Here is a 25,271-nt window from a genome sequence, read left to right as displayed (position 1 = left end):
CATGAAGACCGAGTGGCGTATCTTCCTGGTCATCGCCGGGTTCCTCTTCGGCGTGACGGTCCTCTACGGTGTCTGGACGCACGGCGCCGACGGACGTGTCGAGTGGATCGGCACCGTCGCACTGCTGCTGTCGTTCCTGCTCTGCACGATGTGCGGTGGCTTCTTCTGGTTCGTCTCGCGCCGCATCGACCTGCGGCCGGAGGACCGGCCGGACGGCGAGATCGTCGACGGCGCGGGCGAGATCGGCTTCTTCAGCCCGGGCAGCTACTGGCCGTTCGGTCTGGCGCTGTCCGCCGCGATCGCCGGTCTCGGCCTGGTGTTCTGGCAGTTCTGGCTGGTCGGCCTGGGCCTGGTGTTGGTCATCTTCGCCGCCTGCGGCCTGCTCTTCGAGTACTACACCGGCACCCGGCGCACCGCCGAGCACTGACCGGCGACCCGGCACTTCCGGAAGCCCGCGGACCCCTTCGGGGGGCGCGGGCTTCCGTGCGTCCGCCCCCGCCCCGGCGGGGTGCGCGCAGGTCAGGTGGCACGCTGACGCCGATGGCGGGGCGCGCGATGGCGGGCCGTGCCCGGTCAGGCCCACGCGACGGCGGGGTGCGCAGTGACGGGATTGTGCCGGTCAGGCCACGCGGTGGCGGGGCGCGCGGTGACGGGGGCGTGCGGGTCAGGCCGCGCGGTGACGGGGTGCGCGGTGACGGCGGCCGGCGGGCTGGGTGGCCGGGAAGGCGAACGTGCCGACCATCACGGCCGCGCCGCAGCCGGTGCAGGCCAGCTCCGGGCAGTCGGCTCCGTGGCCGTCCGCGCACGGTGGAGCCTCGAACGGCTGTACGCCCTCGCAGGTGTCGCAGTAGAGCTCGCGGTCCGACACGGGCGTCTCCTCTCGTTGCTGGACGCCGTCGTGGTCGCGCGGTGCCGTCGGGCGGCTGACCGGGGACTCACGGGGACGTCGGCCGGCCTGGTGGCCGGCGCGTGCCGACGTGGTGGCCGGCGGCCCGACCGGCGGTCGAGCCGGAACGGGCATCGGAAAACTACTCGGATGTAGTTTCCCACGGAGGTCCGACACGTCCGCCGGTGCCTCGGCCGTGAGGCCGCCGCCGGTCAGGCGGAGCGGGCGATCTCGATCCAGCGGTCCAGCGAGGCGGCGGCGGCGCCGGAGTCGATCGACTCGGCGGCCCGGGCCATCCCGGCGCGCAGCGCCTCGACCAGGTCGCCGTCGAGCGGGCCCTGGGTGGCCAGCGCGGCGGCGGCGTTGACGAGCACCGCGTCCCGCACCGGGCCGGTCTCGCCGGCCAGCAGCCGCCGGGCCACGCCGGCGTTGTACGCCGCGTCACCGCCCCGCAGGTCGGCGAGGGTGGACCGGGGCACCCCGAGGTCGGTGGCGTCCACCAGGGTCTCCCTGACGGTGCCTGCCTGGGCCACCCAGACCCGGGCGGGCGCGGCGGTGGTGAACTCGTCGAGGCCGTCCTCGCCCCGCAGCACCAGCACCGAGTCGCCCCGACCGGCGAAGACGGCGGCCATCACCGGCGCCATCCGCAGGTCGAAGCAGCCGACCGCGCCGGCCCGGGGCCGGGCCGGGTTGGTCAGCGGGCCGAGGAAGTTGAAGAAGGTGGGCACGCCCAGCTCACGCCGGGTCGGGCCGGCGTGCCGCATGCCCGGGTGGAAGCGGCCGGAGAAGCAGAAGCCGATGCCGGCCTCGGCCACGCACCGGGCCACCCCCTCGGGGGACAGGTCCAGCGGCAGGCCCAGGAACTCCAGCAGGTCGGCGGTGCCGCACAGGGACGAGGCGGCCCGGTTGCCGTGCTTGACCACCCGGGCCCCGGCGCCGGCCACCACGAGGGCGGCCATGGTGGAGATGTTCACGGTGTGGGCGAGGTCACCGCCGGTGCCGACCACGTCGAGCGCGGACGTCCGCAGCTCCTCCGGCAGCTTGACGGGAATCGCCTCGCCGAGCATCGCCTCGACCAGTCCGGCCAGCTCGGCCGGGGTCTCGCCCTTGGCCCGCAGCGCGACGGCGAAGCCGGCGATCTGCGCTGAACCCGCCGACCCGGCCATGATCTCGCCCATCGCCCAGGCGGTGTCCGCGGTGGAGAGTTCCTCGCCGCGCAGCAGCACGGAGATCAGGTGCGGCCAGGTCCGTTCGCCCATGGCGGGCCTCCCGATCGGGCGTGGGGGTGCGGGGACGGGTGGTGACCGGTGTGGGCCGGCGCGTCGGGCCGGGCGTCGCCGGTGGCGCCGGGCCGCAGTGGATCAGGCCTGGGGCGCGGTGGCTCAGGCCGGGGCGTGGTGTGGGTCAGGCCGGGGCGTGGCTGCGCAGCAGCTCGGCCACGGTGGTGCCGGTGGTCACCGGGTCGAGCGGGTGCACCAGGGTGGCGTCGACCTCGGCGTACGCGGCCAGCCAGCGGTCGGCGGCGCGGGCGATCACCAGGCAGGTCGGGGGGGCGTCGTCCCGGTCGTCCTTGATCTGCCGGGCGATGCCGAGGCCCCCGCCGGGGCTCGCCTCGCCGTCGAGCAGCATCAGGTCGATCTCGTACTCGTCGACCAGCCGGATGCACCCGGCGTAGTCGGACGCGTCGACGAACTCGACCTGCAGCCCGGGGGCGGGCCGGGTGCCGACGGCCAGCCGCATCCGGTCACGGACCTGCGGGTCGTCGCTGTAGAGCAGGACGGTGCAAAGACGATCGCTCATCGCTGGCTGGCTCCCACCTCGTAGCTGCCCGCTGATCGTACCCGCCGCCGCCGGCCGGTCGACCTTGCGCCCACTCGGCGCGGTCGGCGTACCCGAAAGGGCAGGTCAGGAGGTTGTTTCCGCTGTTCCCGCCGCCTCCGCGGCGCGCTGGCGGGCCTCCTGGCGGTCCAGCTCGCGGTCGAGCCGGCGGGCCTCCCGCTCGGACTGGCGGATCCACTGCACCACCAGCACCGCGAGCATCGTCACACTGACGAACTCGCCGCCGGCCCACAGGACCCCGCCGGCGACCACCTGGTCGTCCCAGGGGTTCGACCAGGTCAGGCCGAGCGACGGGTACCAGTCGCCGCCGAAGAGCGTGGTGCTCTGCATGATCGTGAGCCCGAGCACGGTGTGGAACGGCACCGACAGCACCATGAGCAGCGCCCGACCCGGGTACGGCCACCGGCCGGGCAGCGGGTCCAGCCCGAGCAGCGGCCAGAAGAACACGCAGCCGGTCATGATGAAGTGCGCGTGCACCAGCTCGTGCGCCCAGGCGTGTTCGAGGGTGTAGCCGTACAGGTCGGTGAAGTAGAGCGCGAAGGGGTTCACCACGAAGATGGCGAACGCCACCAGCGGGAAGCTGTAGATCCGGGCGATCCGGCTGTGCACGATCGCCAGCAGCCGCTTGCGCGGCCGGACCGGCAGGGTGCGCAGGGCCAGGGTGATCGGGGCGCCGAGGGCCAGGAAGATGGGCGAGACCATCGACAGCACCATGTGCTGCACCATGTGCACCGAGAGCATCGCGGTGTCGTACGCGTGCAGGCCGCTGACCGTGACCGCGGCGATCCCGCCGAGGCCCGGGCCGAGGAAGAACACCGTACGGGCCACCGGCCAGCGGTCCCCGCGTAGCCGGAGCCGGTGCACCCCGTAGAGGTACAGCCCGGCGGCGAGCACCAGCCCGAGGGCCAGCCAGCTGTCCAGCCGGGTCTCGGTGAACACCCGGGCCACGGTGAACGGCGGCGGAAGCGGGTCGCCGCCGGCCGCGACGGCCTGCGGTGCGGCGACCGCCGAGGTGGCGGTGAAGATCGAATCGACGTGCAGCACGCTTTTCAGGCTAGGCCAGGCGAACCGGACCTCCACGATCGGGCCACCTGTGCCACCGGTTTGCCCCCCCGCTGATCGCCGGCCGTGGTCAGGGGCAATAATGACCGCGTGACTGCGGCCCCAGCCATTGACAAGAGCCGGATCCACTCTCTGACACGGCCGAACATGGTCAGTGTCGGGACGATCGTGTGGCTCTCCAGTGAACTCATGTTCTTCGCGGCGTTGTTCGCGATGTACTTCTCCATCCGCGCGGCGGCGCCTGAGCAGTGGGAGAAGCACACCGAGCACCTCAACATCCCGTACGCGACCACCTTCACGGTGATCCTGGTGTTGTCCTCGGTGACCTGCCAGCTCGGTGTGTTCGCCGCCGAGAAGGGTGACGTCCACGCCCTCCGGCGTTGGTTCACGATCACCTTCGTGATGGGTCTGATCTTCGTGCTCGGTCAGGTGAACGAGTACCGGACCCTGGTCCACGAGGGCGTGAAGATCAACGGGGACGGGTACGGGTCGATGTTCTATCTGACCACCGGGTTCCACGGCCTGCACGTGACCGGCGGTCTGATCGCCTTCATCATCTTCATGGTCCGCACGACCATGGGCCGGTTCACCCCGGCCCAGGCCACGTCGGCGATCGTCGTGTCGTACTACTGGCACTTCGTCGACGTCGTGTGGATCGGCCTCTACGCCATGATCTACTGGCTTCAGTGATCATGGCGGCGTCACGAACCGCGCCGCTGCCCCGTCCCCTGAGACAAGGTCCCACCGGTTAAGGACACAGGTCATGACTTCTGACAACGACCGCCGACGCGGTCTGCTCGCGCGGCTGCGCGGCGAGCGGCCCGCGGCGCGCAGCAGGGGCCGTCGCCGGCTGGGCGCCACGTTCCGGCTGATCGCCGCGCTGACGCTGGCCGGCGGCGCCTACACCGTCTTCGCCCCCGGCGTGCAGGCGCAGGAAAACCCGCCGATCACCGGCGCCGCCGCCGAGGGCAAGGCGCTGTTCGACGTGAGCTGCGTGTCCTGCCACGGTCGCAACGCGCAGGGCGTCGAGGATCGCGGCCCGAGCCTGGTCGGGGTCGGTGCGGCCTCGGTCGAGTTCCAGGTCAGCTCCGGCCGCATGCCGATGGTCCGCCAGGAGGCGCAGGCCATGCGCAAGCCGCCGGTGTTCACCGACGAGGAGGTCCGCCAGCTCGGCCAGTACGTCCAGGGGCTCGGCGGCGGCCCGCAGGTGCCCGAGGGTGACCTGCGCGAGGGCGCCACCCTGGCGACCGGCGGTGAGTTGTTCCGGATCAACTGCTCGCAGTGCCACGCCTTCGGCGGTGGCGGCGGCGCACTGTCCTCCGGCAAGTACGCGCCGAGCCTGCGCCCGGCCACCGACCGGCAGATCTACGCCGCCATGCTGAGCGGCCCGCAGAACATGCCGGTCTTCGGGGACAACCAGATCACCCCGGAGCAGAAGGCGGACATCATCGCCTACATCCAGAACACCCTGAAGTCCGACCAGGATCAGGGTGGCTTCAACCTCGGTCGGTACGGGCCGTCCACCGAGGGCCTGGCGATCTTCCTGGTCGGCATCGTCGCGCTCGTCTTCGCCAGCCTGTGGATCGCGGGCAAGTCGTGACCGAGCGGATCATTCGATTCAGCGCTGTGGTGCCGCAGCCCGGCACCGCCCGTAGCGAGGTGACGGCATGAGCACCAAGACCGAGCACCAGGCCCACCAGGGCCCGGAGCCGCTCGACGTCCACGATCCGCGGCTGAGCCGGTTCGACATCGTCCGGGAGGGCGCGCGTCGGGACGACATCGAGATCGTCCACTACGAGGAGCAGGTCGTCCCCGGCAGCCGGGCGGAGCGGCGGCTGACCCGCACGGTCGCCTCGTTCTTCCTGCTGACCGGCCTGGCCGCGACCGCCTTCCTGATCGTCTACATCTGGTGGCCCTGGAAGTACGAGCCGGGCTCGGGCGGGGACAAGTACTACACCCCGCTGCTCGGCGTCACCCTCGGCCTGGCTCTGCTGGGCGTCGGCTTCGGCATCCTGACCTGGGGCAAGAAGCTGCTGCCCAAGGAGGTGTCGATCCAGGACCGGCACGTGGTGGACCCCGACGCGCCGGAGAGCCGCAAGATCACCGGCGAGACGATGCTCTTCCTCGCCGACGAGTTGGGCGTGAAGCGCCGTCCGCTGCTGGGCATCTCGCTGCTGGCCGGCCTGGCTCCGGTCGCTGCGGTCGCCGCGGCGCCGCTGGTCGGTGGCCTGATCTCCAACCCGCACAAGAACAACCAGATGTTCACCACCGGCTTCGCGCCGGCCGGGGGCAAGAAGATCCGGCTGGTCCGTGAGGACGGCCGGCCGATCCGCCCGGCCGACGTCAGCGTCGGCGGCCAGCTCACCGTCTTTCCCGGTATCGAGCACGGGGTGAGCAACAAGCACGCCGACTCCCCGACGCTGCTGATCCACCTGCGCGAGGACGACGCCCAGCAGTCCCGGGCGGCCAACGCGCGGACGGAGCCCAGCCACGGCGACTACATGTGGGGCAACTACGCGGCGTTCTCCAAGATCTGCACGCACGCGGGCTGCCCGGCGAGCCTGTACGAGCAGCAGACCAACCGCCTGCTCTGCCCGTGCCACCAGTCCCAGTTCCTGATCACCGACAACGCGCGGCCGGTCTTCGGCCCGGCCAGCCGGCGGCTGCCGCAGTTGCCGATCGAGGTCGACGAAGAGGGCTTCTTCGTGGCGCGGTCGGACTACACCGAGACCGTCGGGCCTGACTTCTGGGAGCGGCCGTGAAGCGTCGTAAGTTGGACATGGCGTCCATGCCGGGCAAGGCTGCGGTGGGGGCGGACGAGCGACTCCAGGTCTCCACCCCGCTGCGCAAGCTGCTGAACAAGGTCTTCCCGGACCACTGGTCGTTCCTGCTCGGCGAGATCGCGCTGTTCTCGTTCGTCGTGCTGCTGCTGACCGGTGTCTTCCTCACCTTCTTCTACGAGCCGGCGATGACCGAGGTGGTCTACAACGGCAGCTACGCCCCGCTGCGGGGCACGCCGATGTCGGCCGCGTACGCCTCCAGCCTGGACATCTCGTTCGATGTTCGCGGTGGCCTGATCATGCGGCAGATGCACCACTGGTCGGCGCTGCTGTTCATGGCCGCGATCGTCGTGCACATGCTGCGGGTCTTCTTCACCGGCGCGTTCCGCAAGCCGCGGGAGACCAACTGGATCATCGGCTCGCTGCTGTTCTGGGTCGGCTTCCTGGCCGGCTTCACCGGCTACTCGCTGCCGGACGACGGCCTGTCCGGCACCGGCCTGCGGATCGCCTCCGCGATCATGCTGTCGATCCCGGTGATCGGCTCCTGGGTCACCTCGTCGATCTTCGGCGGGGAGTTCCCGGGCGAGATCATCATGAGCCGGTTCTTCATCGCCCACGTGCTGCTCGTCCCGGGTCTGCTGGTGGCGCTGATCAGCGCCCACCTCGGCCTGGTGTTCAAGCAGAAGCACACCCAGTGGCCCGGCCCCGGCCGGACCAACGACAACGTGGTCGGCGAGCGGATGTTCCCGCGGTACGCGTTGAAGCAGGGCGGCTTCTTCATGGTCGTCTTCGGCGTGATCGCCCTGATGGGTGGCCTGTTCCAGATCAACCCGATCTGGTACTTCGGCCCGTACGAGGCGTGGGTGGTCTCGGCCGCCAGCCAGCCCGACTGGTACGTCATGTTCCTCGACGGCTCCACCCGCCTCATGCCGGCCTGGGAGATCAACATCCCGATCGGCGACGGGTACGTCATCCCGCCGCTGTTCTGGCCCACGGTCGTGCTGCCGGGCATCCTGGTCGGCCTCTCCACGCTCTACCCGTTCGTGGAGGCCCGCCGGCTCAAGGACACCCGCATCCACAACCTGCTCCAGCGTCCTCGGGACGCCCCGGAGCGGACCGCGATCGGCGCGATGGCGGTGGCGTTCTACATCGTGCTGACCCTCTCCGGTGCCAACGACGTGATCGCGGACAAGTTCCAGATCAGCCTGAACGCGATGACCTGGGCGGGCCGGATCGGCCTGCTGATCGTTCCGCCGCTGGCGTATCGTTCCGCCGCTGGCGTACTACGTGACGTACCGGCTCTGCCTGGGCCTGCAGCAGCACGACCGGGAGGTGCTGGCCCACGGCGTGGAGACCGGCATTATCCGGCGGCTGCCGAACGGCCGGTTCGAGGAGGTCCACCAGCCGCTCACCGCGGCGGGCGACGACGGCCACGGCGAACTGGAGTACGTCGGCTGGGTGGTGCCCAAGAAGATGAACCGGCTCGGCGCCCTCGGCCCGGCCATCCGGGGCTTCTTCTACCCGATCGAGAAGCCGGCCGAGGCGCCGGTCTCGCCGGGGCACCCGCCGGTCGAGTCCCGGCCCGAGCGGGAGGAGATCGGCAGCGGCGACAGCCGCCGCTGAGCCGCCCGAGACATTGCAAGCGTGGCGCCCGCCGGATCCCTCCGGCGGGCGCCACGTCCTTTTTCGCCCTCCGGGTGGCCGCCGACCGCCGGGGGTGCCCCCGGTGCCGCATGCACGGTGGCTGCGGAACCGGCAGGGTTAATCCGGGTCAGCCGGGTATCCGTGCGGTCCAACGAAAAAGGGGGGGAAAGATGTTGGGTCTCAAACGCCTCGGACTGCTCGCCGCCCTGGTGGTGGTCGGGCTGGCGCCCGCGGCGGCGGCGCAGGCCGGGGCACAGCCGTCGACGCAGGACACCCAGTACCTGCAGGCGATGCACCAGGTGAACCTGACGGAGATGGAAACCGGGAAGCTGGCGCAGGAAAAGGGCCAGAACCAGCAGGTCAAGGACCTCGGTGCCCAATTCGTCACGGACCACACCCAGCTGGACCAGACGGTGCAGAGCACCGCGCAGCAGCTCAACGTCCAGTTGCCGGACGCGCCGACCGCCGACCAGCAGGAGGTCATCGACAGGCTGAAGAACCTCAGCGGCGCCGAGTTCGACAAGGCGTGGGTGACCGCCGAGCTGGCCGGCCACGTCCAGGCCATCCAGGCCACCCAGACCGAGATCTCGCAGGGCTCCGAGCAGTCGGTGGTCCAGCTGGCCCAGAACGCCCTGCCGGTGCTCCAGGCGCACTACGACGCGCTGGTGGCCCTGGCCCAGACCCTGGGCGTCCCGGTCCCGCAGACCAGCGCCAGCGGCACGCCCAGCCCGGGTGGCAGCGCCACGACGCCGGCCCCGGGTGGCACCACCGAGTCGCCGGCTCCGGGTGGCACCGAGTCGCCGGCTCCGGGTGGCACCACCGAGTCGCCGGCCCCGGAGAACACCGAGACGCCGGCTCCGAGCGTGAGCTGACGTCGTAGCACCGCCGGTAGCCAGCTCACCGACCGGTGGGCTGGCTACCGCCGTACGTGGGCGGGTCAGTCCGCGCTGGCCAGGCCGATCGCGAACGCTTCCTCCAGGTCGTGCCGGGAGTACGCCCGGAAGGCGATGTGCGACTCCGTGCCCAACACGCCCGGAACCTTGGAGATGCTGCCGGCGATCACCTGGGCGATCTCCTCGAACTGACGGACCCGCACGACGGCGATCAGGTCGACGTGCCCGGCCACGGAGTAGACCTCGCTGACCCCGGGCAGGTTGGCCAGGTTCTCGGCCACCTCGGGGATCGAGTCGGTGGCGCAGTCGATCAGTACGATCGCGGTGATCAAGGGTCTGCTCCTTCGTCGTGCGTCCACTCCCGCCGGTCGGCGTCGATCACCATGCTAGAGGCCGCCCGATCCGCCCGGACCGGGACCGGCAGGCCGCAACGGGTCGCTTTCGGCGGGCCGCCCTCAGCGGGGCGTTGCCGGGACGGTCAGGCCCCCGGCCGCGCGGACCACCCCGGTCAGGCGCTCCCCGGCGGCCACCTCGGCGCCCGGCCAGACCACCGACCGGGTCACCTCGCCCCGCACCGTCGCCCCCGCGCCCACCACCGCCTCCCGGCACCGACCGGTGACCGTGGCGCTCGGGTCGACCAGGTTGCCGCCGCCCGCGGCGTGCAGGTTCGCCGCCAGGTAGTCCGCCGGGGTGCCGGTGTCGTAGAAGATGCCCCGGTACGGCACCACGGTCAGCGCCCCGGCCGCCTCGGCCCGCCGCCACACCGCCCGGACCAGGTCGCCCGGCTCGACGGGCAGGCTCCGCACCAGCCGCCAGGGCAGCAGCGAGAAGCCGACGAACCGATGGCCGTCGAAGGTGCCGGGGGCGGCCGGGTCGTCGGCGGGCTGGCCGAGCAGGCGCACGGTCTCGCCGTCCCAGCCGGCCAGCAACGCGGCGACGTCCGGGCCCGGCGCGGCGGCCGGATCCGCCAGGTACGCGTCGGCGTTGCCGACCAGCACGCCCCGGCCGGCGATCCAGTCCCGCAGGTTCGCCACGCCGCCGGCCGTGCCGAGCGGGTCTCCGGGCTCGACCGACAGGTGGGCCCGGCCGCCGACGTGCGCGACCACCTGATCGCCGAGGTAGCAGGCGTTCACCGCGACCCGGGCCGGGCCGGTGAGGCCGAGCCCGGCGAGCCGGGCCAGCGCCCGGTCCAGCAGCGGGGTGTTGCCGACCGGGCAGAGCGCCTTGGGCAGCCGCTCGGTCAGCGGGCGCAGCCGGGTCCCCTCGCCTGCGGCGAGCACCACCGCGCAGACCTCCGGCCCGCCCCCGGCGGACGCCGGGGCGGTCACGCCGTCGGGCGGGGCGGCGGCACCTCGCCGGCCCGTGGCCCGATGCCGTAGTACCCGAGCAGATTCGCCGTCGCCCGGCTCAGCCGGGGCAGGTCGTCCAGCGGGTACCAGGCGGCCTCGTAGACCTCCGCGCCGTCGACCTTCAGCTCAGTGGTCGACGCCGGGATCTCGGTCTCGAAGACCATGTCCACCCAGCCCTTGGCGTGCACCAGCGCGTTCGGCACCGCCGGGCGGAGCCGGTCCGGGGCGAGCCGGACCCCGGACTCCTCGAACAGCTCGCGCGCCGCGCCGACGACCGGGTCCTCGCCGCGTTGCAGCAACCCGGCCGGGAGCGTCCAACTGTGGCCCGGCGGCTGGCGCAGCAGCAGCAGGCGGCCGGGTCCGTCGGCCTCGGTGTCGCGGACCAGGGTGACCGCCCCGACGATGTACTTCGGCGTGGCGAGCCGGACCAGCCGGCGCCGCACCGACACGGGCAGCCGGTAGAAGACCTGATAGGCGAAGGCCCGTCCGGTGGCGCGGGAGCGGGGGATCATGGGTCCAGATTAGTGGCCGGCGCGGGCCGGGCCGGCCACCGGGGGGAGAACGGTCAGTGCCGATGGTCGACCAGGTCGATGAGCTGGAGCACCACCGCGTCGGGCTCGATGGCCCGGTCGAACACCGCCACCAGCATGGTCTCCAGATCCGGGTAGCCCAGTTCCTCCGACAGCCGCAGCAGCGGCAGGTCGTTGGCCAGCCCCCGGTTGTGCTTGCGCAGGGTCAGCCCGATGGTGGCCCGGCCGAGGCGGACCTTGTCGGCGATCGAGATGCCCGGCTCGGTGTGCTCGGCGAACCACCGGTTGATCTGCATCTGGGCGTGCGGGGACTTCACGAAGCCGAGCCACTCCTTGCGGGGGCCGCGCGGGGCGACGTCCGCCTCGAAGCCGGTCTCGGCGTCGGTCTCGGTGAAGATCTCCACCACGTCGCCCTCGTCCAGCTCGGAGGAGAGCGGGGCGAGGCGGCCGTTGATCCGGGCCGCCAGGCAGCGGTCGCCCCGCTCGGGGCCCAGCTCGTATGCCACGTCCACGGGGGTCGCCCCGGCGGGGAGGACCACCTGCCGGCCCTCGGTGACCACCTGGATCTGCGCCTCGGCGAGGTCGCAGCGCAGCGACTGGAGGAACTGCGCCGGGTCCGCGGTCTCCTGCTCCCAGTCGAGCACCCGGCGCAGCCAGTCGAGCTGTTGGGCGCGGGCGGCGGCCCCGGCGGTGCGGGGGGACCGGAAGTCGGCCGCGATGCCGTACTCGGCGGCGCGGTGCATCTCCGCGGTGCGGATCAGCACCTCGACCGTGCGGTTCTTCGGGCCGCACACGCTGGTGTGCAGCGAGCGGTAGAGGTTGTTCTTGGGGGAGGCGATGAAGTCCTTGAACCGGCCGGGTGCGGGCCGCCAGAGGCCGTGCACCGCGCCGAGGGCCGCGTAGCAGTCGGTTGTCGGGCCGTCCACCACGATCACGATCCGGGGCAGGTCGTACGGGGTGCCGTGGCTGCCGGCGACGGTGTCCTTCCAGATCGAGTAGAGGTGCCGGGGCCGGGGAGCCACCTCCGCGTCGACCCGGCTGCGGCGCAGCGCCACCTTGGCCTTGGCGACCACGTCGCCGAGGTATGCGTCCCAGCCGGGCCGGTCGTGCACGAACCGGGCGATCCGGGCGTGCTCGTCGGGCTCCAGGTGCAGCAGCACCACGTCGTCCAGCTCGCGCTTGAGCGTCTGGATGCCGAGCCGGTCGCAGAGCGGGACCAGCACCTCCAGCGTCTTGCGGGCGATGCGCTCCCGCGACGAGGCCGAGCGGACCCCGAGGGTGCGCATGTTGTGCAGCCGGTCGGCCAGCTTGATGATCAGCACCCGGACGTCCTTGCCGGCCGCGATGATCATTTTTCGGGTGGTCTCCGCCTCGGCGGCCTTGCCGTAGAACGCCTTGTCGAACTTGGTCACCCCGTCGACCAGATGGGCCACCTCGCCGCCGAAGTCCTCGGCCAGGGCCTGGAGCGTGTAGCGGGTGTCCTCCACCGTGTCGTGCAGCAGCGCGGCGACCAGGGTGGTGGGATCCATGCCCAGCTCCGCGCAGATCTGGGCGACCGCCAGCGGGTGGGTGATGTACGGCTCGCCGCTCTTGCGGAACTGGCCGCGGTGCATGTTCTCCGCGATCGTGTACGCCCGGCGCAGCACCGACGGGTCGGTGCCGGTGTGGATCGCCCGGTGGGTGCGGACGAGGTGGGTGACCGGGTCTGTCTCGGTGCTCGGCCAGCTCAGCAGCGACCGCAGCCGACGGGCCAGGGGCAGTTCCCCCGGCTGGGTCGGGAGCGCGCCCCCCAGGGCGGCGCCGTGTCCGGCGTCGACGTCCACGAGGGACACCTCCTCACCCCGGCTCCACGGCAGCCGGGCATGGCAACCGGGAGCAGGCCCACGAAACGGGCAGTACTGCACTTCCTTAACAGCCTAAGCGAGGCGGGGTAGTCCGATCGGTCACTTGGTCATGGGCGTTCGGTCGAGAGTTGGTGGGACGAGGCGCCCTCGGCCTTGCTGAGCAGGTCACGGAAGCGGCCCGCACCGGTCGCCGGCGACGACCATCCGGAGGACATCTCCACCAGCCGGGTCTCGGGGCGCTCCAACCAGGACAGGATGCGCTCCGACTCCTCGGCGGAGGCCCGGGGCGCCGGGCCGTGCCCGGGCGGGACCGTCTCGGCCGTCGCCCGGATCGCGTTCAGCGTCGGCCGCGGGTGGACGCCGGCCGGGGAGACCCCGGCGCCGGCCAGCCGGCCGTGCCGGACCAGGGCCAGCTCCCAGCCGCCCCGGGCGGCCGGGCGGGCGGCGGCCAGCTCGGCGATGCCGGCGAGCGCGGCCAGCCGCTGCATCCGTACCGTCGCGCGCAGCACCGCGGCGAGCCGCGAGCGCACCACGGCCGCCTCCTCGTAGCGTTGGTCGGCCGCCAGCGCCTCGATCCGGGCCCGCAGGGCCTCCACCACGGAACCGGGGTCGCTGGCCGTGGCGGTGCGGAACGGCGCGACGGCGCGGTCGTCGTACTCCTGCGGGGTGATCCGGTGCTCGCAGGGCGCCGGACAGCGGCCCAGCTCGGCCAGCGCGCAGGCCGGGGTGACCGTGCGCAACGACAGCCGGTGCGTGCACTGGCGCAGCGGCACGGCGTCGTGGAAGCCGGCGGCGGCCAGCTCGGCCGCCCGCCGGGAGCTGAACGGCCCCAGGTAGGCCTCGTCGCCGGGGGCCAGCGACCGGACCACCGACAACCGGGGGTACGGCCCGTCGGTGAGCTTGAGCCAGACCATCCGCTCGGGATACTTCGACCGCCGGTTGTACGGCGGCGCGTGCGCGCCGATCAGCCGCAGCTCGCGCACCTCCGCCTCCAGCGAGTGGGCGCACTCGACGGCGTCCACCCGCTCGGCGACGGCGAGCATCTCGGAGATCCGGGCCCGCTTCTCGGCGGCGGTGAAGTAGCTGCGCACCCGGGTGGCGATGTCGCCGGAGGTGCCGATGTAGAGCGGCCGGTCGTCGGCGGCCCGGAAGATGTAGACCCCGGGGACCTTCGGCAGCCCGTCGGCGAGGTGCCGCTTGCGCCGCTGGGTCGGGGTGACCGCCCGGGCGAACTCGATCGCCTCGCCGACCGTGTCGACCCGATGCCCGCCCAGCCTGGCGATCAGCCCGTGCAGCACGTCGACGGTGGCCTTCGCGTCGTCGAGGGCCCGGTGGGTGGGCTGGGTCGCGGTGCGGAAGTACGCCGCCAGGGTGCCCAGCTTGCGGTTGGGCACCTCGTCGCGGGTGAGCACCCGGCGCGCCAGCGCCGCGGTGTCCAGCACCCGGGGGTTGGGCCAGCGGTAGCCGTGCCGCGCGCAGGCCGCCTTCAGGAAGCCGACGTCGTAGGGGGCGTTGTGGGCGACCAGCACGGCGTCGGTGATGAACTCCAGGAAGCTCGGCAGCACCTGCTCGATCGGCGGGGCGGGGATCAGCATGGCCTGGGTGATCCCGGTCAGCACGGTGATGAACGGCGGGATCGGCACGCCCGGGTCGACCAGGGTGGCCAGCACCCCCAGCTGTTCGCCGCCGCGCACCTTGACCGCGCCGATCTCGGTGATCCCGCCGCCGTCCGGCGCGCCGCCGGTGGTCTCCAGGTCGACCACCACGAAGGTCGTCGCGTACAGCGGCAGGGCCGGGTCCACCCCGTCGCCGGCGGCCCGGTCCAGACCGGCCAGCGCCTGCTGGACGTACTCCTCTCGTGCCACCTGCGGCACGCTAGTCCGTAGGTGCGACACTCCCGCATCAGCGGCCCCAGACGTCGTCACCGGTCTAGGATGAGAGATCGGCTCACTCACCGGGCGGTGGGCCCGGCCGCGGTGGGAGACTTGCCACATGCCCCTCACCGAGCCCCACGACGACAACCTCCCGGGGGAGGTGTCGGCCGGTGCCATGCGCCACCCCGGTGAGGACTCCCCGGACACCGACCCCACGTCCGACCTGCGTCACGGGCCCGACCCGTCGCGCCCCGACCCGTCCGAGCCGCCCCCCGGGGAGCCGGAGCCGACACTGCCGGAGCCGGTACGCCAGCGGATCGTCGCGCTCACGGCCGCCGTGCTGCCGGTCCTGCCCGGCGACGAGGTGCCGGTGCCGCTGCGCCGGGTGGCCAAGTTCGCCCCCAACCGCCGGGCCCGGCTCGGCGCGTCGGTGATCGCCGCCCAGCTCGCCGCCGACCCGCTGTTCCGGCAGCGGATCACCGCCCGGGTGCTCGCCGACGCCGGCGACCTCGGCGCCGCCGTGGTCGAGGGCACCGCCCCGGCCGCCGCCGACCCGGTCGAGGTGGCCGCCCTGGCGTACCTGGCCCGGCCCCGGGGCTGGCGCGAGCTGATCGAGGCCAGCGGCGCGGCGGTGCGGGCCGAGGCGGACAAGGCCGTCGTCGACGAGCTGATCCGCGAGGCCGAGCAGCGGGCCGGCCGGGCCGAGCACGACCGGGCAGTGGCCCGGGTGGAGGCCGACAAGCTCCGCGACGAGCTGGCCCGGGTCCGCGAGGAGCTCGGCCAGCTCCGCGAGGAGAGCCGCCAGCTCGCCCGTACCCTGCGGGAGACCCAGGCCCGGGAGCGCAAGGCCGGCGAGTTGCTGGCCACCGAGCGGGGCCGGGCCTCCCGGGCCGCGGCCGACGCGGACGCCGAGCTGCGCCGCGCCCGGGCCCGGCTGGCCGATGCCGAGGCGGCGGCCGGCGTGGCCCGGGTCAGCGCGAAGGAGGCCCGCTCGGTCGATGACGCGAGGCTGTGGTTGCTGCTGGAGACGATCGGGCAGGCAGCCGTCGGGCTGCGCCGCGAGCTGGCGCTGGACCCGGTCGACCAGCTCCCCGCCGACTTCGTCGCCGACGCCTTCGCCGACCGGTCGGCGCCCACCCCGGCCCGCGCCGCCACCCGCGCCCGCGACACCGACGACCCGGCCCGGCTCGACCAGCTCCTCGCGCTGCCCAAGGCGCACCTGGTGGTCGACGGCTACAACGTGACCAAGCGCGGCTTCGGCGAGATGTCCCTGGAACAGCAGCGCAAGCGGTTGATCACCGGGTTGGGCGGGATCGCGGCCCAGACCGGGGACGAGGTCACCGTCGTCTTCGACGGCGCGGAGCGGATGCACGGCCTGCCGCCCACCCCGCGCGGCGTGCGGGTGCTCTTCTCCCACAAGGGCGAGACCGCCGACGAGCTGATCCGGCGGCTGGTCCGGGCCGAGCCGGCCGGCCGGCCGGTGGTGGTGGTCTCCTCCGACCGGGAGGTCGCCGACGGGGTGCGCCGGCACGGCGCGTACCCGCTGGGCGCCGACTCGTTGCTGCGCCGGCTGGCCCGTTCCTGATCCGGGGCGCTTGCTCGGGTCTGGGGGCGTAGCAGGCTGGTTGTCCGATTCTGTCGTACCCGGGCCGTAGCGTCGGGATGACCGACGGTGGCCGGGCGGCGACGACGGCGACCTGGGCGACGACGTGGTCGGCCAGGTCGGTTCCGCCCGCCGCCGACGCATCGCTTCAGGAGGAACGATGCTGATCGACTGCGACAGGTGCGCGATCCGGGGCGCGGGCTGCTCCGGCTGCCTGGTGACCGCGTTGTTCGACGCCGACGGGCCCGGGGGTGAGCTCGGTGCCGCCGAGCAGCGGGCGATCGAGGTGTTCGCCCGGGCCGGCTTCGACGTCGAGGTGCTCCCGCCCGCCGTGCCCGCCCGGGCGCCCCGCGCCCGCCCGGCCCGCCGTCGGGTGGCGTAACCGCCCGCCCGTCTGCCCGCCTGTCGCCTGCCGCCGGTCGGGGCGGGGGCCGTCGCGGGCCGTCGGCACGACCGCCGCCGGCCGCCCGCCCAGGGAGGCCCCGCCGCCGTCGGGCCATAGGATGGGCGCTCACGGCGGGAGGAGTGGCATGACGCGGGTACGACGCGACGGCGGTGCACGCGACGCGACGCCGACCTGCCCACCGGAGGTCCCCGCCGCGCCCGGCCGAGTGCTGCCCGGCGCCCCGTTGCCCGATGTCCCGTTGCTCGGTGCCCCGTCGGCCGGTGTCCCGCTGCCCGATGTCCCGTCGGCCGGTGTCCCGCTGGCCCGTGGCCTGGGGGCGGGGGTGGCGGGATGACGCCGCGCGGCTGGGCGATGCTCACCCTCGCCGGGCTGGCCGTGGCGCTGCTCGTCGTCGGCGTCCTGCTGGTGCCGTGGCACCGGCCGCCGGCCCCGCGCGCCGACCAGCTCGCCGCGCTGCGGGACCTGCCCGTCGACCAGGTCGCCCACAGCCGGGAGTTCCGGGCCGCGCTGCGCCCCGCCGGCTGGGCGGGTCTCGCCCTCGGGCTGCTGGTGGCCGTGGCGCTCGGGCTCACCCCGCTGGGCAGTCGCCTCGTGGAGCTGGCAGGGCGCCCGTTCGGCGGAAACTGGATCGCCCAGGCGGTGCTCGGTGGCCTGGCCGTGGTGCTCGTCGCCGACCTGCTCACCCTGCCCCTCTCCGCCTGGCGGCAGACGATCCTCACCCGGTACGGGCTGAGCACCCAGGGCTGGGCCGGCTGGACGGCCGACCTGCTCAAGTCGTACGCGGTCAGCGCGGTGATCGGCGCGCTCGCGCTGCTCGGCTTCTACACCGTGACCCGGCTCGCCCCGCGCTGGTGGTGGGCGTTCGGCGCGGCCGGCGCCGCCGGGCTGGTGGTGCTGCTGTCGTTCGTGCTGCCGGTGCTGGTGGAGCCGGTGTTCAACCGGTTCACCCCGATGGAGCAGGGCCCGCTGCGCACCGAGCTGATGGGCATGGCGGCCCGCGACGGGGTGCCGGTGCGCGACGTGCTGGTCGCCGACGCGTCCCGGCGTACCCGCGCGGTCAACGCGTACGTCTCCGGGCTCGGGCCGACCCGACGGGTCGTCGTCTACGACACCCTGCTGCGCGAGGCCACCCCGGCCGAGGTGACCAGCGTCGTCGCGCACGAGCTGGGGCACGCCAAGGACCGGGACGTGTGGACGGGCACGCTGACCGGGGCGCTGGGCGCCGCGCTGGCCGTGGTCGTGCTCTACCTGCTCGGCTCGGCCGGCCCGCTGCTGCGGCTGGCCGGCGTCGACTCGATCGCCGAGCCGCGCGCGTTCCCGCTGCTGATCGCGCTGGTCACGGTGGCCGGGCTGGTGACCGCCCCGGTCCAGGCGCTGGTGTCCCGCCGGGTCGAGGCCCGGGCCGACGCGCACGCCCTCGCCCTCACCGGCGACCCGGCGACCTTCGAGGCGATGCAGCGCCGCCTGGCCGGGGTGAACCTGGCCGATCCCGATCCGCCCCGCTGGGAGTACCTCTACTCGGCGTCGCACCCGTCCACGGTCGAGCGGATGGCCGCCGCCCGCGCCTACGCCAGGGAGACCGGCCGATGAGCCGTACGCTGCTGATCACCAACGACTTTCCGCCCCGCCCGGGCGGCATCCAGTCCTTCGTGCACAACCTCGCCGTCCGCCAGCCCACCGGCTCCGTGGTGGTCTACGCGTCGAGTTGGCGCGGGGCGGAGAAGTTCGACGCCGACCAGCCGTTCGAGGTGGTCCGGGAGCGCACCCGGGTGCTGCTGCCCACCCCGTTGGTCGCCCGCCGGGCCGCCCGGCTGGCCCGCGAGTACGACTGCGACACCGTCTGGTTCGGCGCGGCGGCCCCGCTCGGGCTGCTCGCCGCCGGGCTGCGCCGCCGCGCCGGCGTCCGCCGCGTGGTGGCCCTGACCCACGGGCACGAGGTGGGCTGGGCGGCGTTGCCCGCAGCCCGGGCCGCGCTGCGCCGGATCGGCCGGGGCACGGACGTGGTGACGTACCTCGGCGAGTACACCCGGGTTCGGCTGGAGCGGGCGCTGCACGGGGTGACCGAGCTGCACCGGCTGGCTCCCGGCGTGGACGTCGAGACGTACCATCCGTCGGTCGACGGCGAGCCGGTCCGGGCCCGGCTCGGGCTGGCCGACCGGCCGGTGGTGGTCTGCGTCTCCCGGCTGGTGCCCCGCAAGGGCCAGGACATGCTGATCCGCGCCCTGCCGGCGATCCGCCGCCGGGTGCCGGACGCGGCGCTGCTGGTCGTCGGCGGTGGGCCGTACCGGGGCACCCTGGAGAAGCTGGCCCGGCAGACGGGCGTCGAGCGGGACGTGGTCTTCACCGGCTCGGTGCCCTCGGCGGACCTGCCCGCCCACTACGCGGCCGGCGACGTCTATGCCATGCCCTGCCGCACCCGCAACCGGGGCCTGGACGTCGAGGGGCTCGGCATCGTCTACCTGGAGGCGTCCGCGACCGGCCTGCCGGTGGTGGCGGGGGACTCGGGGGGTGCGCCGGACGCCGTCCGCGAGGGCGAGACCGGGTACGTCGTCTCCGGCCACGACGTCGCCCAGCTCGCCGACCGGGTGGCCACCCTGCTCGCCGACCGCGACCTGGCCCGGCAGCTCGGCGCGGCCGGCCGGGCCTGGGTGGAGCGGGAGTGGCGCTGGGAGACCCAGGCCGCCCGGATGGCCACCCTCCTCGCCGGCTGACCGCTGCCCCTCGGCCGGCTGCCCCTCGGCCGGCTGCCCCTCGGCCGGCTGTCTCTGGCCGACTGCGGCTTGGCTGCTCGCTCTCCGCCCGTCGCCGCTCTTGGTTGGTCGCCGCTCTTGGCCGGTCGTCGTCCCCAAGGTTGGCGCAAGATCGGGAGTGAGTCGCCGCCGGGGGACGCCGGTCGCGGCCCTGTGGAGCTGCCCCGTCTGTGCACCCGCGCCGTGTCGGCCGCCGCACGTGGTGCCCGCCCCATGGCCCCGCCATGTCGGCTGCTCTGTGCCGGCTGAGGCTCGTGCCCAGGCCGCGCCGGCATGTCGGCTGCTCTCTGCTGGTTGGTGTTGGTGTTGGTGCCCACGCACGCGTCGGCCGCCGGGGCTGTCTCCCGCCCTTAGTTACGCCCGGGCTGTCTCCCGTCCTTACCTGCGCCCAGGGCTGTGACGGCCCCTGCCCTGGCTGTCATCGGCCCGGTGCCCCGTTTGCGCGGGCAGCTCCAAAGGGCGTGCCGAGAGTGTCCCTGCGGGAGCCGCGCCCCGATAGAGGTGCTCAGCGCGACCAGCGACGGCCGGTGACCAGCGACGGCCGGTGACCAGCGATGGCCCGCGGCCCGCGACGGCCGTGACCATGTGGTGACACCCCAACGAGGCCGGTGCCCCGACCATGTCGGCGTCTCGGAGAGGCCGGCGTCTCGGTCAGGCCGGCGTCCGGTCGGAGGGGTCAGGTGCTCCAGGAGAGCGGCGGCGGTGCCGGTCGGCCGAAATGCCAGCCCTGGGCGGCGTCGCAGCCGATGGCACGCAACCGGTCGGCCTGCCCGGCGGTCTCCACCCCCTCGGCGGTGACGGTCAGGTCCAGCGCGTGCGCCAGCGAGACCAGCGAGGCGAGGATCCGCTCGTCGGTGCGGCTGGCCGGGTCGTCCGCCGGGGCCCGCAGCCCGGCCACGAACTCCCCGGCCACCTTCAGCTCGGTCACCGGCAGGTCCCGCAGGTACGCCAGGTTGCAGTAGCCGGTGCCGAAGTCGTCGATGGCGATCCGCACGCCGAGGTCGGCCAGCACCCGCAGGGCGAGTACCGGCTCCTCGACGGCGCTCATCATGGTGCTCTCGGTGACCTCCAGTTGGAGCCGCTCGGGCGGCAGGCCGGTGCGGTCGAGCACGGCGCGCACCTCGTGCACCAGGTCGGGCCGGTGCACCTGCCGCACCGCCAGGTTGACGCTGACGAACGGCGGGGCGCCTCCCGGCCCGGCCCAGGTCGCCGCCTCCCGGCAGGCCTCGGCGAGCACCCACCCGCCGAGCGGGACGATCAGCCCGGTCTCCTCGGCCAGCCCGATGAAGCTGTCCGGGCGCAGCTCGCCGAGCACGGGGTGCCGCCAGCGGACCAGGGCCTCGACGCCGAGCACGGTGCCGTCGCACAGCGAGGTCAGCGGCTGGTAGTCCAGGTAGAACTCGCCCCGCTCCAGCGCCGCGGGGATCGCCGCGGAGAGCGCGTACCGGGCCAGCTCCCGGCGGTTGCGGTCGGCGTCATACAGCGACCAGCGGGCGCCCCCGGCGGCCTTGGCCCAGTGCAGCGTGGCGTCGGCGGCGCGCATCAGGTCGACCGGGGTGGTCCCGGCCACCGGGCGTTCGACGATGCCGATGCTCGCCGACACGGTCAGCTCGTGCCCGTCGATCAGGGCCGGCTCGCCGACCGCGGCGAGCGCCGCCTCGGCCACCTTCACCACGTCGTCGGTGCAGGCGGTCCGCTCGACCAGGATGACGAACTCGTCACCGCCGAGGCGGGCGACCAGATGCTCGTCGAGCGCCCGGCGCAGCCGGTCGGCGACCGAGACCAGCAGCCGGTCGCCGACCTGGTGGCCGAGGGAGTCGTTGACCACCTTGAAGCGGTCCAGGTCGAGGAAACACACCCCGACCCGGTCGGCTCCCCGGCCCGGGGTGTCGATCGCGGCGGCGAGCCGCTCGGTGAACAGGGTGCGGTTGGGCAGGTCGGTCAGCGGGTCGTGGGTGGCCTGGTGCCGGAACCGGGCCTCGCTGTCGCGCAGCGCCCGCTCGGCCTGCGCCCGGGCCACCATCGCGGCCCGGCGGATGGATTCCTGCTCGTCCAGCGTGCAGGCCCGCAGCGCCCGGGCGTAACCGGTGGCCACGGTGGCCAGCAGCCGGGCCAGCCTGTTCTCGACGTCCTCGCCGGCCAGCCCCAGGTCACGCAGCAGCCGGAGCTGCGCGACCTCGATCGTGCGGCCCAGCCCTTCGGCGGAGGCGATGTGCGACTCGACCAGCTCCGCCCCGACCTGGTGGCCGACGCGCAGGTCGAACGGCTCGGCCACCAGCGCCTCGGCCAGCCGATCGGTGAGCCGTTGCAGCAGGGCCTCCAACTGGGCCTGGGTCATCGGCAGGTAGCTGGTGCCGGAGACCGCCTTCGCCCAGGCCCGGGCGAAGGCACCGGGGCGCGGGGTGAGGTGCCCGTCGGACCGCTCACCCACCGAGCCGCCCGACGCCGCCCATGAAGACCGCCTGCTCGGCGTCCTCCGCGCTCTCCGGTGTCTCGGGGCGCCACCGTGGCACCCAGCCCACTCCCGGGTCGACCAGCTCGAAGCCGTCGAAGAGGGAGATCAGCTCGGCGCGGCTGCGGATGAACAGCGGGTTGTCGGTGCGTCGGTAGACCGCCTCGGCCTCCGCCCGCTCCCCGGTGTGGTGTCGGTCCTCGTCGCTGGCCTGGGAGAGCACCAGGTAGCTGCCGGGCGCCAGCGCCTCGCGCAGCGTCCGCAGGATCTCCGCCGGCCGGTCCGAGTCCGGGACGAAGTGCAGGACCGCCACGATCATCACCGCGACCGGCTGCGACAGGTCCAGCATCCCGGTGACGTCGGGGTGGGCCAGGATCCGTTCGGGGTGGCGCAGATCCTCCTGGACCACGGCGGTCCGGTCGTTGCCGCTGAGGATCTCCCGGCTGTGCGCCACCGCCACCGGGTCGACGTCGACGTAGACCACCCGGGAGGTGGGGTCGATCCGCTGGGCGATCTCGTGCACGTTGCCGACCGTCGGGATCCCGGAGCCGATGTCGAGGAACTGGCGGATCCCGGCTTCGGCGAGGAAGTGCACCGCCCGGCGCAGGAACGCCCGGTTCGCCTGGGCCATCAGTGGCGCCTCGGGCACCGCGTCCACCATCGCCCGGGCGGCGGCCCGGTCGGCGGCGAAGTTGTGCGAGCCGCCGAGGTAGTAGTCGTACATGCGGGCCACGCTGGGGCGCTCGATGTCGATGGTGTCGGGTGCCCAGTCCGGCCGCTGCATGCCCTACCCCTTTTGTCAACGACGCGGAACACGTCGTCCCGCGCGGGTCATTCCGGGTATTCTGCCCCGCCCGCCACACGGGTGACCAGAGAGGGCCGTTCCCCGCCCGACCGGCCGGTCGGGAGGTCCCATTGACCGGACCCGCCGGCCGTCGCGGAAACCCCCGACCGGCGACTGCCGGCCGGGCGGGGAAGCGGTCAGAACTTCGGGGCGTCCGGCGCCTCGAGCAGGCCGAGCCGCAGCGCGGTCATCAGCGCCTGCGCCCGGTTGGCCGCGCCCAACTTCTCATAGAGCTTCGAGATGTGGGTCTTGGCCGTCGACTCGCTGACGAAGAGCTGCTTGGCGATGCCCGCCACGCTCATGCCGTCGGCAAGCAGCCGCAGCACCTGGCCCTCCCGGGGGGAGAGCTGCGGGCCGGACGGCGCGAGCCGCCGCTTCATCGCCTCGGCCAGGTCGGCCGCGGTGAATGCGCTCGGCGAGGAGGCGGCATGCCGGGCGGCGGCCACCACCTCGTCGGCCGGGGCCGTCTTGGGCACGAACGCGCTCGCCCCGGCCTCAAGGGCGCCGAAGAGCTGGTCGTCGCCGGCGTACATGGTGAGCACGACGATGCCCATCGAGGCGCTGGACTTGCGTAGCGCGCGGGTGGCCTCCAGGCCACTGCCGTCGGGCAGCCGCAGGTCCATGATCACCACATCGGGCTGGAGGGCGCCGGCCTGCCGTACGCCCTCCGCCGCCGTGGCGGCCTCGCCGACGACCTCGAACTGCCGGTCCCGCTCGAAGGCGTGCCGCAGTCCCTTGCGGATCAGGTCGTGATCGTCGACAAGGAGGACCTTGGTGCGGGTCGCCGGTGTCGGGCTTGTGGTCATCCTCGGGTTACTCCCCTTCTGCTGCTGCGGCGTTGCCGCGCACCTTATCGCGCCGGGACGAGGAGCCGAGAACCACCGCCACCGTCGTGCCGGTGGGTCGCCGCGGCCTGATCTCCAACCGGCCCCGGATACGTTCCGCCCTCTCGGCCATGATCGCAAGACCGTAGTGCCCGTCCGGGCGCTGCTCACCGATGCCGTGACCGTCATCCGACACTTCGATCTGCGCGTACGGCGGGTCCACCTCGCAGGTGACCCACAGGTTCGACGCCCCGGCGTGCTTTCGGGCGTTGGTGACTGCCTCCTGCGCGATCCGCAGGAGTTCCGCCTCGGTCGCGGCGGGCAGCCGGGCGGTCGACTCGTCCAGCGACAGGTGCACCCGCAGCCCACCGGACGCGCCGACGGTGCGGGCGTACTCGGCGATCGCGGCGGCCAGGCCACCCTGCCGGTCCACCTCGCTGCGCAGCTCGAACAGGCTCAGCCGCAGCTCGGTGATCACCCGGGTCACCTCCTGGCGCAGCTGGCGCAGCGACTCGGCGGTCTCGTCGGCGTCCTCGAAGACGGTGGCCAGGGCGTTGTCGATGCCGTACCCGACCATGACCAGCTCCTGGGCGACCCCGTCGTGGATCTCCCGCGCCAGCCGCTGCCGCTCCTCGTTGGTGGCCAGCGAGCGCACGTCGTCGAAGAGCAGGGCGGCCTCCAGCCGCAGCGCGGCCGGGCGGGTCAGCGCCGTCACCCGGGACACCACCGGCGGCGGGTACGCCTGCGCGGCGTCCGCCTCCATCACGAGCATGCCGATCGTGCGGACGCCGGCGACCAGGGGCACGATCAGCGCCGACACGTCGCCGCCGGCGTGCGAGCGGGCCTGCGAGCGGCTCGCGGTCTGCGGCTGCTGGCTGGCCCAGGCGTCGGCGATCGCCGAGTCCGCGTCGAGCGTGGTCTCCCAGTCGACCCGGTCCACGCCCACCTGGGCGAGCACCACCAGCCGCCCGCCGCCGCTGGCCGAGAGCACCGCCGCCCGCTCGGCCCGGGCCACGGTGCGCAGCTCCTCCAGCAGGTGCTCGGAGATGCCGCCCGGGTCGAGGGTGGCCCCGGGAAGCTGCCGGGCGACCGTGCGGAGCTGGGTCAGCAGCCGGGTGGCCTCGGCGTACGGCTGGGGCTTGCCCTCGACGCGGACCCGCATCACCCGGTGCAGGGTGCCGGCCGTGTAGAGCCCGAGCCCGGCCAGGATCAGCCACTGGGCGCAGACCGCGAGGTACCCGGGCTGGCCGAGCTGGCGACCGCCGTCGACCCCGGTGAGCGCGGCGCTGATCAGCAGGGTGGCGGCGCAGACGGCGAGCAGCGCCGCGCCCTCGCGGAACCGGCGGCGCAGCGCGGTCACGGTCACCGGGACGGCGAGGTACGCCAGCACGGCCGAGGCGCCCAGCCCGTTGGCGGCGCCGTCGAGGGTGGTGTCGGCGGCGACCTGGCTGGCGGCCAGCCCCAGCACCACCACCTCGGCGAAGCGGCTGAGCGGGCCGAGCAGCCGGTGCTGGGGGGCCAGGGCGGCGGGCAGGCCGGCGACGCCCAGCAGGGCGATCCACCAGAGCTGCCCGACGTCGCGGGTCGCGAGGAGGGTGAGAACGGCGACCAGCGCGAGCATGACCAGGCGCGCGGCGGTGGCGAGTGGCTGCGTGGGCGGCCGGGCGGGTGTCGAGGAGGCTGGCACGTGA

The 25,271-nt window shown here is 73.7% G+C and carries 23 protein-coding genes and 1 pseudogene; 11 read left to right on the top strand and 13 right to left on the bottom strand.

Going from position 1 to position 25,271, the window contains the following annotated elements; genetic code table 11:
• Position 1 precedes the first annotated feature (1 nt).
• On the top strand, positions 2-427 hold the full coding sequence (locus GVV04_RS23320) for a cytochrome c oxidase subunit 4 (RefSeq protein ID WP_161690385.1): 426 nt from the start codon (positions 2-4) through the stop codon (positions 425-427).
• Positions 428-664: 237 nt separating this feature from the next.
• Here GVV04_RS23320 and GVV04_RS23315 read toward each other — a convergent pair whose 3' ends face one another.
• From GVV04_RS23315 to GVV04_RS23300, 4 genes are all read right to left on the bottom strand, one after another.
• Positions 665-868: a hypothetical protein gene (locus tag GVV04_RS23315; protein ID WP_161690384.1), complete on the bottom strand. Its 204-nt coding sequence runs from the start codon at positions 866-868 to the stop codon at positions 665-667.
• A gap of 230 nt (positions 869-1,098) precedes the next feature.
• A complete protein-coding gene (trpD, locus tag GVV04_RS23310) occupies positions 1,099-2,145 on the bottom strand; it encodes an anthranilate phosphoribosyltransferase (protein ID WP_161690382.1) in 1,047 nt (348 codons plus the stop codon).
• A 145-nt stretch (positions 2,146-2,290) separates the two neighbouring features.
• The gene (locus GVV04_RS23305; protein ID WP_161690380.1) at positions 2,291-2,686 is read right to left on the bottom strand and encodes a hypothetical protein; all 396 of its coding nucleotides are present in this window, start codon (positions 2,684-2,686) and stop codon (positions 2,291-2,293) included.
• 105 nt (positions 2,687-2,791) lie between these two features.
• On the bottom strand, positions 2,792-3,769 hold the full coding sequence (locus tag GVV04_RS23300) for a cytochrome c oxidase assembly protein (protein ID WP_161690378.1): 978 nt from the start codon (positions 3,767-3,769) through the stop codon (positions 2,792-2,794).
• Positions 3,770-3,877: 108 nt separating this feature from the next.
• Here GVV04_RS23300 and ctaE point away from each other — a divergent pair, with 108 nt between their 5' ends.
• The 5 genes and pseudogenes from ctaE (at position 3,878) to GVV04_RS23275 (ending at position 9,083) form a co-directional block, all read left to right on the top strand.
• Positions 3,878-4,477 (top strand): aa3-type cytochrome oxidase subunit III, encoded by a 600-nt coding sequence (gene ctaE / locus GVV04_RS23295; protein ID WP_161690376.1) that lies wholly within the window; start codon positions 3,878-3,880, stop codon positions 4,475-4,477.
• Between the two features lie 73 nt (positions 4,478-4,550).
• A complete protein-coding gene (qcrC, locus tag GVV04_RS23290; RefSeq protein WP_161690374.1) occupies positions 4,551-5,387 on the top strand; it encodes a cytochrome bc1 complex diheme cytochrome c subunit in 837 nt (278 codons plus the stop codon).
• Between the two features lie 67 nt (positions 5,388-5,454).
• On the top strand, positions 5,455-6,549 hold the full coding sequence (gene qcrA / locus GVV04_RS23285) for a cytochrome bc1 complex Rieske iron-sulfur subunit (protein WP_161690372.1): 1,095 nt from the start codon (positions 5,455-5,457) through the stop codon (positions 6,547-6,549).
• Positions 6,546-8,190 (top strand): annotated as a pseudogene (qcrB, locus tag GVV04_RS23280) (cytochrome bc1 complex cytochrome b subunit). The gene qcrA and the pseudogene qcrB overlap by 4 nt, the downstream one beginning before the upstream one ends.
• 191 nt (positions 8,191-8,381) lie before the next feature.
• Positions 8,382-9,083 (top strand): DUF4142 domain-containing protein, encoded by a 702-nt coding sequence (locus GVV04_RS23275; protein ID WP_161690370.1) that lies wholly within the window; start codon positions 8,382-8,384, stop codon positions 9,081-9,083.
• Positions 9,084-9,148: 65 nt separating this feature from the next.
• Here the strand turns inward: GVV04_RS23275 and GVV04_RS23270 are convergent, their stop codons facing one another.
• From GVV04_RS23270 to GVV04_RS23250, 5 genes are all read right to left on the bottom strand, one after another.
• Positions 9,149-9,436 (bottom strand): Lrp/AsnC family transcriptional regulator, encoded by a 288-nt coding sequence (locus tag GVV04_RS23270; RefSeq protein ID WP_161690368.1) that lies wholly within the window; start codon positions 9,434-9,436, stop codon positions 9,149-9,151.
• Between the two features lie 123 nt (positions 9,437-9,559).
• A complete protein-coding gene (locus GVV04_RS23265; RefSeq protein WP_161690366.1) occupies positions 9,560-10,432 on the bottom strand; it encodes a nucleotidyltransferase family protein in 873 nt (290 codons plus the stop codon).
• Complete coding sequence (locus tag GVV04_RS23260; RefSeq protein WP_161690364.1) at positions 10,429-10,965, bottom strand: NUDIX hydrolase; 537 nt, start codon at positions 10,963-10,965, stop codon at positions 10,429-10,431. The genes GVV04_RS23265 and GVV04_RS23260 overlap by 4 nt, the downstream gene beginning before the upstream one ends.
• A 53-nt stretch (positions 10,966-11,018) precedes the next feature.
• The gene (locus tag GVV04_RS23255; protein WP_161690596.1) at positions 11,019-12,806 is read right to left on the bottom strand and encodes a RelA/SpoT family protein; all 1,788 of its coding nucleotides are present in this window, start codon (positions 12,804-12,806) and stop codon (positions 11,019-11,021) included.
• A gap of 128 nt (positions 12,807-12,934) precedes the next feature.
• Positions 12,935-14,692, bottom strand: coding sequence for a DEDD exonuclease domain-containing protein (locus tag GVV04_RS23250; protein WP_161690362.1), 1,758 nt, complete (start codon positions 14,690-14,692; stop codon positions 12,935-12,937).
• Between the two features lie 127 nt (positions 14,693-14,819).
• Here GVV04_RS23250 and GVV04_RS23245 point away from each other — a divergent pair, with 127 nt between their 5' ends.
• The 5 genes from GVV04_RS23245 (at position 14,820) to GVV04_RS23225 (ending at position 19,421) form a co-directional block, all read left to right on the top strand.
• Positions 14,820-16,286 (top strand): NYN domain-containing protein, encoded by a 1,467-nt coding sequence (locus GVV04_RS23245; RefSeq protein ID WP_161690361.1) that lies wholly within the window; start codon positions 14,820-14,822, stop codon positions 16,284-16,286.
• Positions 16,287-16,464: 178 nt separating this feature from the next.
• Positions 16,465-16,686: a hypothetical protein gene (locus tag GVV04_RS23240; RefSeq protein WP_161690359.1), complete on the top strand. Its 222-nt coding sequence runs from the start codon at positions 16,465-16,467 to the stop codon at positions 16,684-16,686.
• A 148-nt stretch (positions 16,687-16,834) separates the two neighbouring features.
• The gene (locus tag GVV04_RS23235) at positions 16,835-17,044 is read left to right on the top strand and encodes a hypothetical protein (protein ID WP_161690357.1); all 210 of its coding nucleotides are present in this window, start codon (positions 16,835-16,837) and stop codon (positions 17,042-17,044) included.
• Positions 17,041-18,300: a M48 family metallopeptidase gene (locus GVV04_RS23230; RefSeq protein WP_161690355.1), complete on the top strand. Its 1,260-nt coding sequence runs from the start codon at positions 17,041-17,043 to the stop codon at positions 18,298-18,300. Before GVV04_RS23235 ends, GVV04_RS23230 begins: the two co-directional genes overlap by 4 nt.
• Entirely contained in the window at positions 18,297-19,421 is a 1,125-nt protein-coding gene (locus GVV04_RS23225; protein ID WP_161690353.1) for a glycosyltransferase family 4 protein, read from the top strand. Before GVV04_RS23230 ends, GVV04_RS23225 begins: the two co-directional genes overlap by 4 nt.
• Positions 19,422-20,136: 715 nt before the next feature.
• On the opposite strand, the gene GVV04_RS23220 is transcribed toward GVV04_RS23225, so the two are convergent.
• The 4 genes from GVV04_RS23220 to GVV04_RS23205 all read right to left on the bottom strand — a co-directional run bounded on the left by GVV04_RS23220 (position 20,137) and on the right by GVV04_RS23205 (position 25,207).
• Positions 20,137-21,798, bottom strand: a complete 1,662-nt coding sequence (locus GVV04_RS23220) for a putative bifunctional diguanylate cyclase/phosphodiesterase (protein ID WP_161690594.1) — start codon at positions 21,796-21,798, stop codon at positions 20,137-20,139.
• Between the two features lie 85 nt (positions 21,799-21,883).
• The gene (locus tag GVV04_RS23215; RefSeq protein WP_161690351.1) at positions 21,884-22,696 is read right to left on the bottom strand and encodes an SAM-dependent methyltransferase; all 813 of its coding nucleotides are present in this window, start codon (positions 22,694-22,696) and stop codon (positions 21,884-21,886) included.
• Between the two features lie 197 nt (positions 22,697-22,893).
• Entirely contained in the window at positions 22,894-23,562 is a 669-nt protein-coding gene (locus GVV04_RS23210) for a response regulator transcription factor (protein ID WP_007072219.1), read from the bottom strand.
• 7 nt (positions 23,563-23,569) lie between these two features.
• Positions 23,570-25,207: a sensor histidine kinase gene (locus GVV04_RS23205; RefSeq protein WP_201754041.1), complete on the bottom strand. Its 1,638-nt coding sequence runs from the start codon at positions 25,205-25,207 to the stop codon at positions 23,570-23,572.
• Positions 25,208-25,271 lie beyond the last annotated feature (64 nt).

This window comes from Micromonospora rubida, from assembly GCF_009908295.1.
GTDB classification, from domain to species: Bacteria; Actinomycetota; Actinomycetes; order Mycobacteriales; family Micromonosporaceae; genus Micromonospora; species Micromonospora rubida.
The sequence above is the reverse complement of the archived record's forward strand: the minus strand, read 5'-3'. Positions and strand labels throughout refer to the sequence as shown.

Excerpts from the sequence above, each read along its gene's own strand:
- GVV04_RS23305 (WP_161690380.1), bottom strand. The coding sequence starts at position 2,686 with ATGAGCGATCGTCTTTGCACCGTCCTGCTCTACAGCGACGACCCGCAG.
- GVV04_RS23230 (WP_161690355.1), top strand. The coding sequence starts at position 17,041 with ATGACGCCGCGCGGCTGGGCGATGCTCACCCTCGCCGGGCTGGCCGTG.
- GVV04_RS23245 (WP_161690361.1), top strand. The coding sequence starts at position 14,820 with ATGCCCCTCACCGAGCCCCACGACGACAACCTCCCGGGGGAGGTGTCG.
- GVV04_RS23225 (WP_161690353.1), top strand. The coding sequence starts at position 18,297 with ATGAGCCGTACGCTGCTGATCACCAACGACTTTCCGCCCCGCCCGGGC.
- GVV04_RS23220 (WP_161690594.1), bottom strand. The coding sequence starts at position 21,798 with ATGACCCAGGCCCAGTTGGAGGCCCTGCTGCAACGGCTCACCGATCGG.
- qcrA (WP_161690372.1), top strand. The coding sequence starts at position 5,455 with ATGAGCACCAAGACCGAGCACCAGGCCCACCAGGGCCCGGAGCCGCTC.
- GVV04_RS23215 (WP_161690351.1), bottom strand. The coding sequence starts at position 22,696 with ATGCAGCGGCCGGACTGGGCACCCGACACCATCGACATCGAGCGCCCC.
- GVV04_RS23275 (WP_161690370.1), top strand. The coding sequence starts at position 8,382 with ATGTTGGGTCTCAAACGCCTCGGACTGCTCGCCGCCCTGGTGGTGGTC.
- GVV04_RS23210 (WP_007072219.1), bottom strand. The coding sequence starts at position 23,562 with ATGACCACAAGCCCGACACCGGCGACCCGCACCAAGGTCCTCCTTGTC.
- GVV04_RS23240 (WP_161690359.1), top strand. The coding sequence starts at position 16,465 with ATGCTGATCGACTGCGACAGGTGCGCGATCCGGGGCGCGGGCTGCTCC.
- qcrC (WP_161690374.1), top strand. The coding sequence starts at position 4,551 with ATGACTTCTGACAACGACCGCCGACGCGGTCTGCTCGCGCGGCTGCGC.
- trpD (WP_161690382.1), bottom strand. The coding sequence starts at position 2,145 with ATGGGCGAACGGACCTGGCCGCACCTGATCTCCGTGCTGCTGCGCGGC.
- GVV04_RS23320 (WP_161690385.1), top strand. The coding sequence starts at position 2 with ATGAAGACCGAGTGGCGTATCTTCCTGGTCATCGCCGGGTTCCTCTTC.
- GVV04_RS23235 (WP_161690357.1), top strand. The coding sequence starts at position 16,835 with ATGACGCGGGTACGACGCGACGGCGGTGCACGCGACGCGACGCCGACC.
- GVV04_RS23260 (WP_161690364.1), bottom strand. The coding sequence starts at position 10,965 with ATGATCCCCCGCTCCCGCGCCACCGGACGGGCCTTCGCCTATCAGGTC.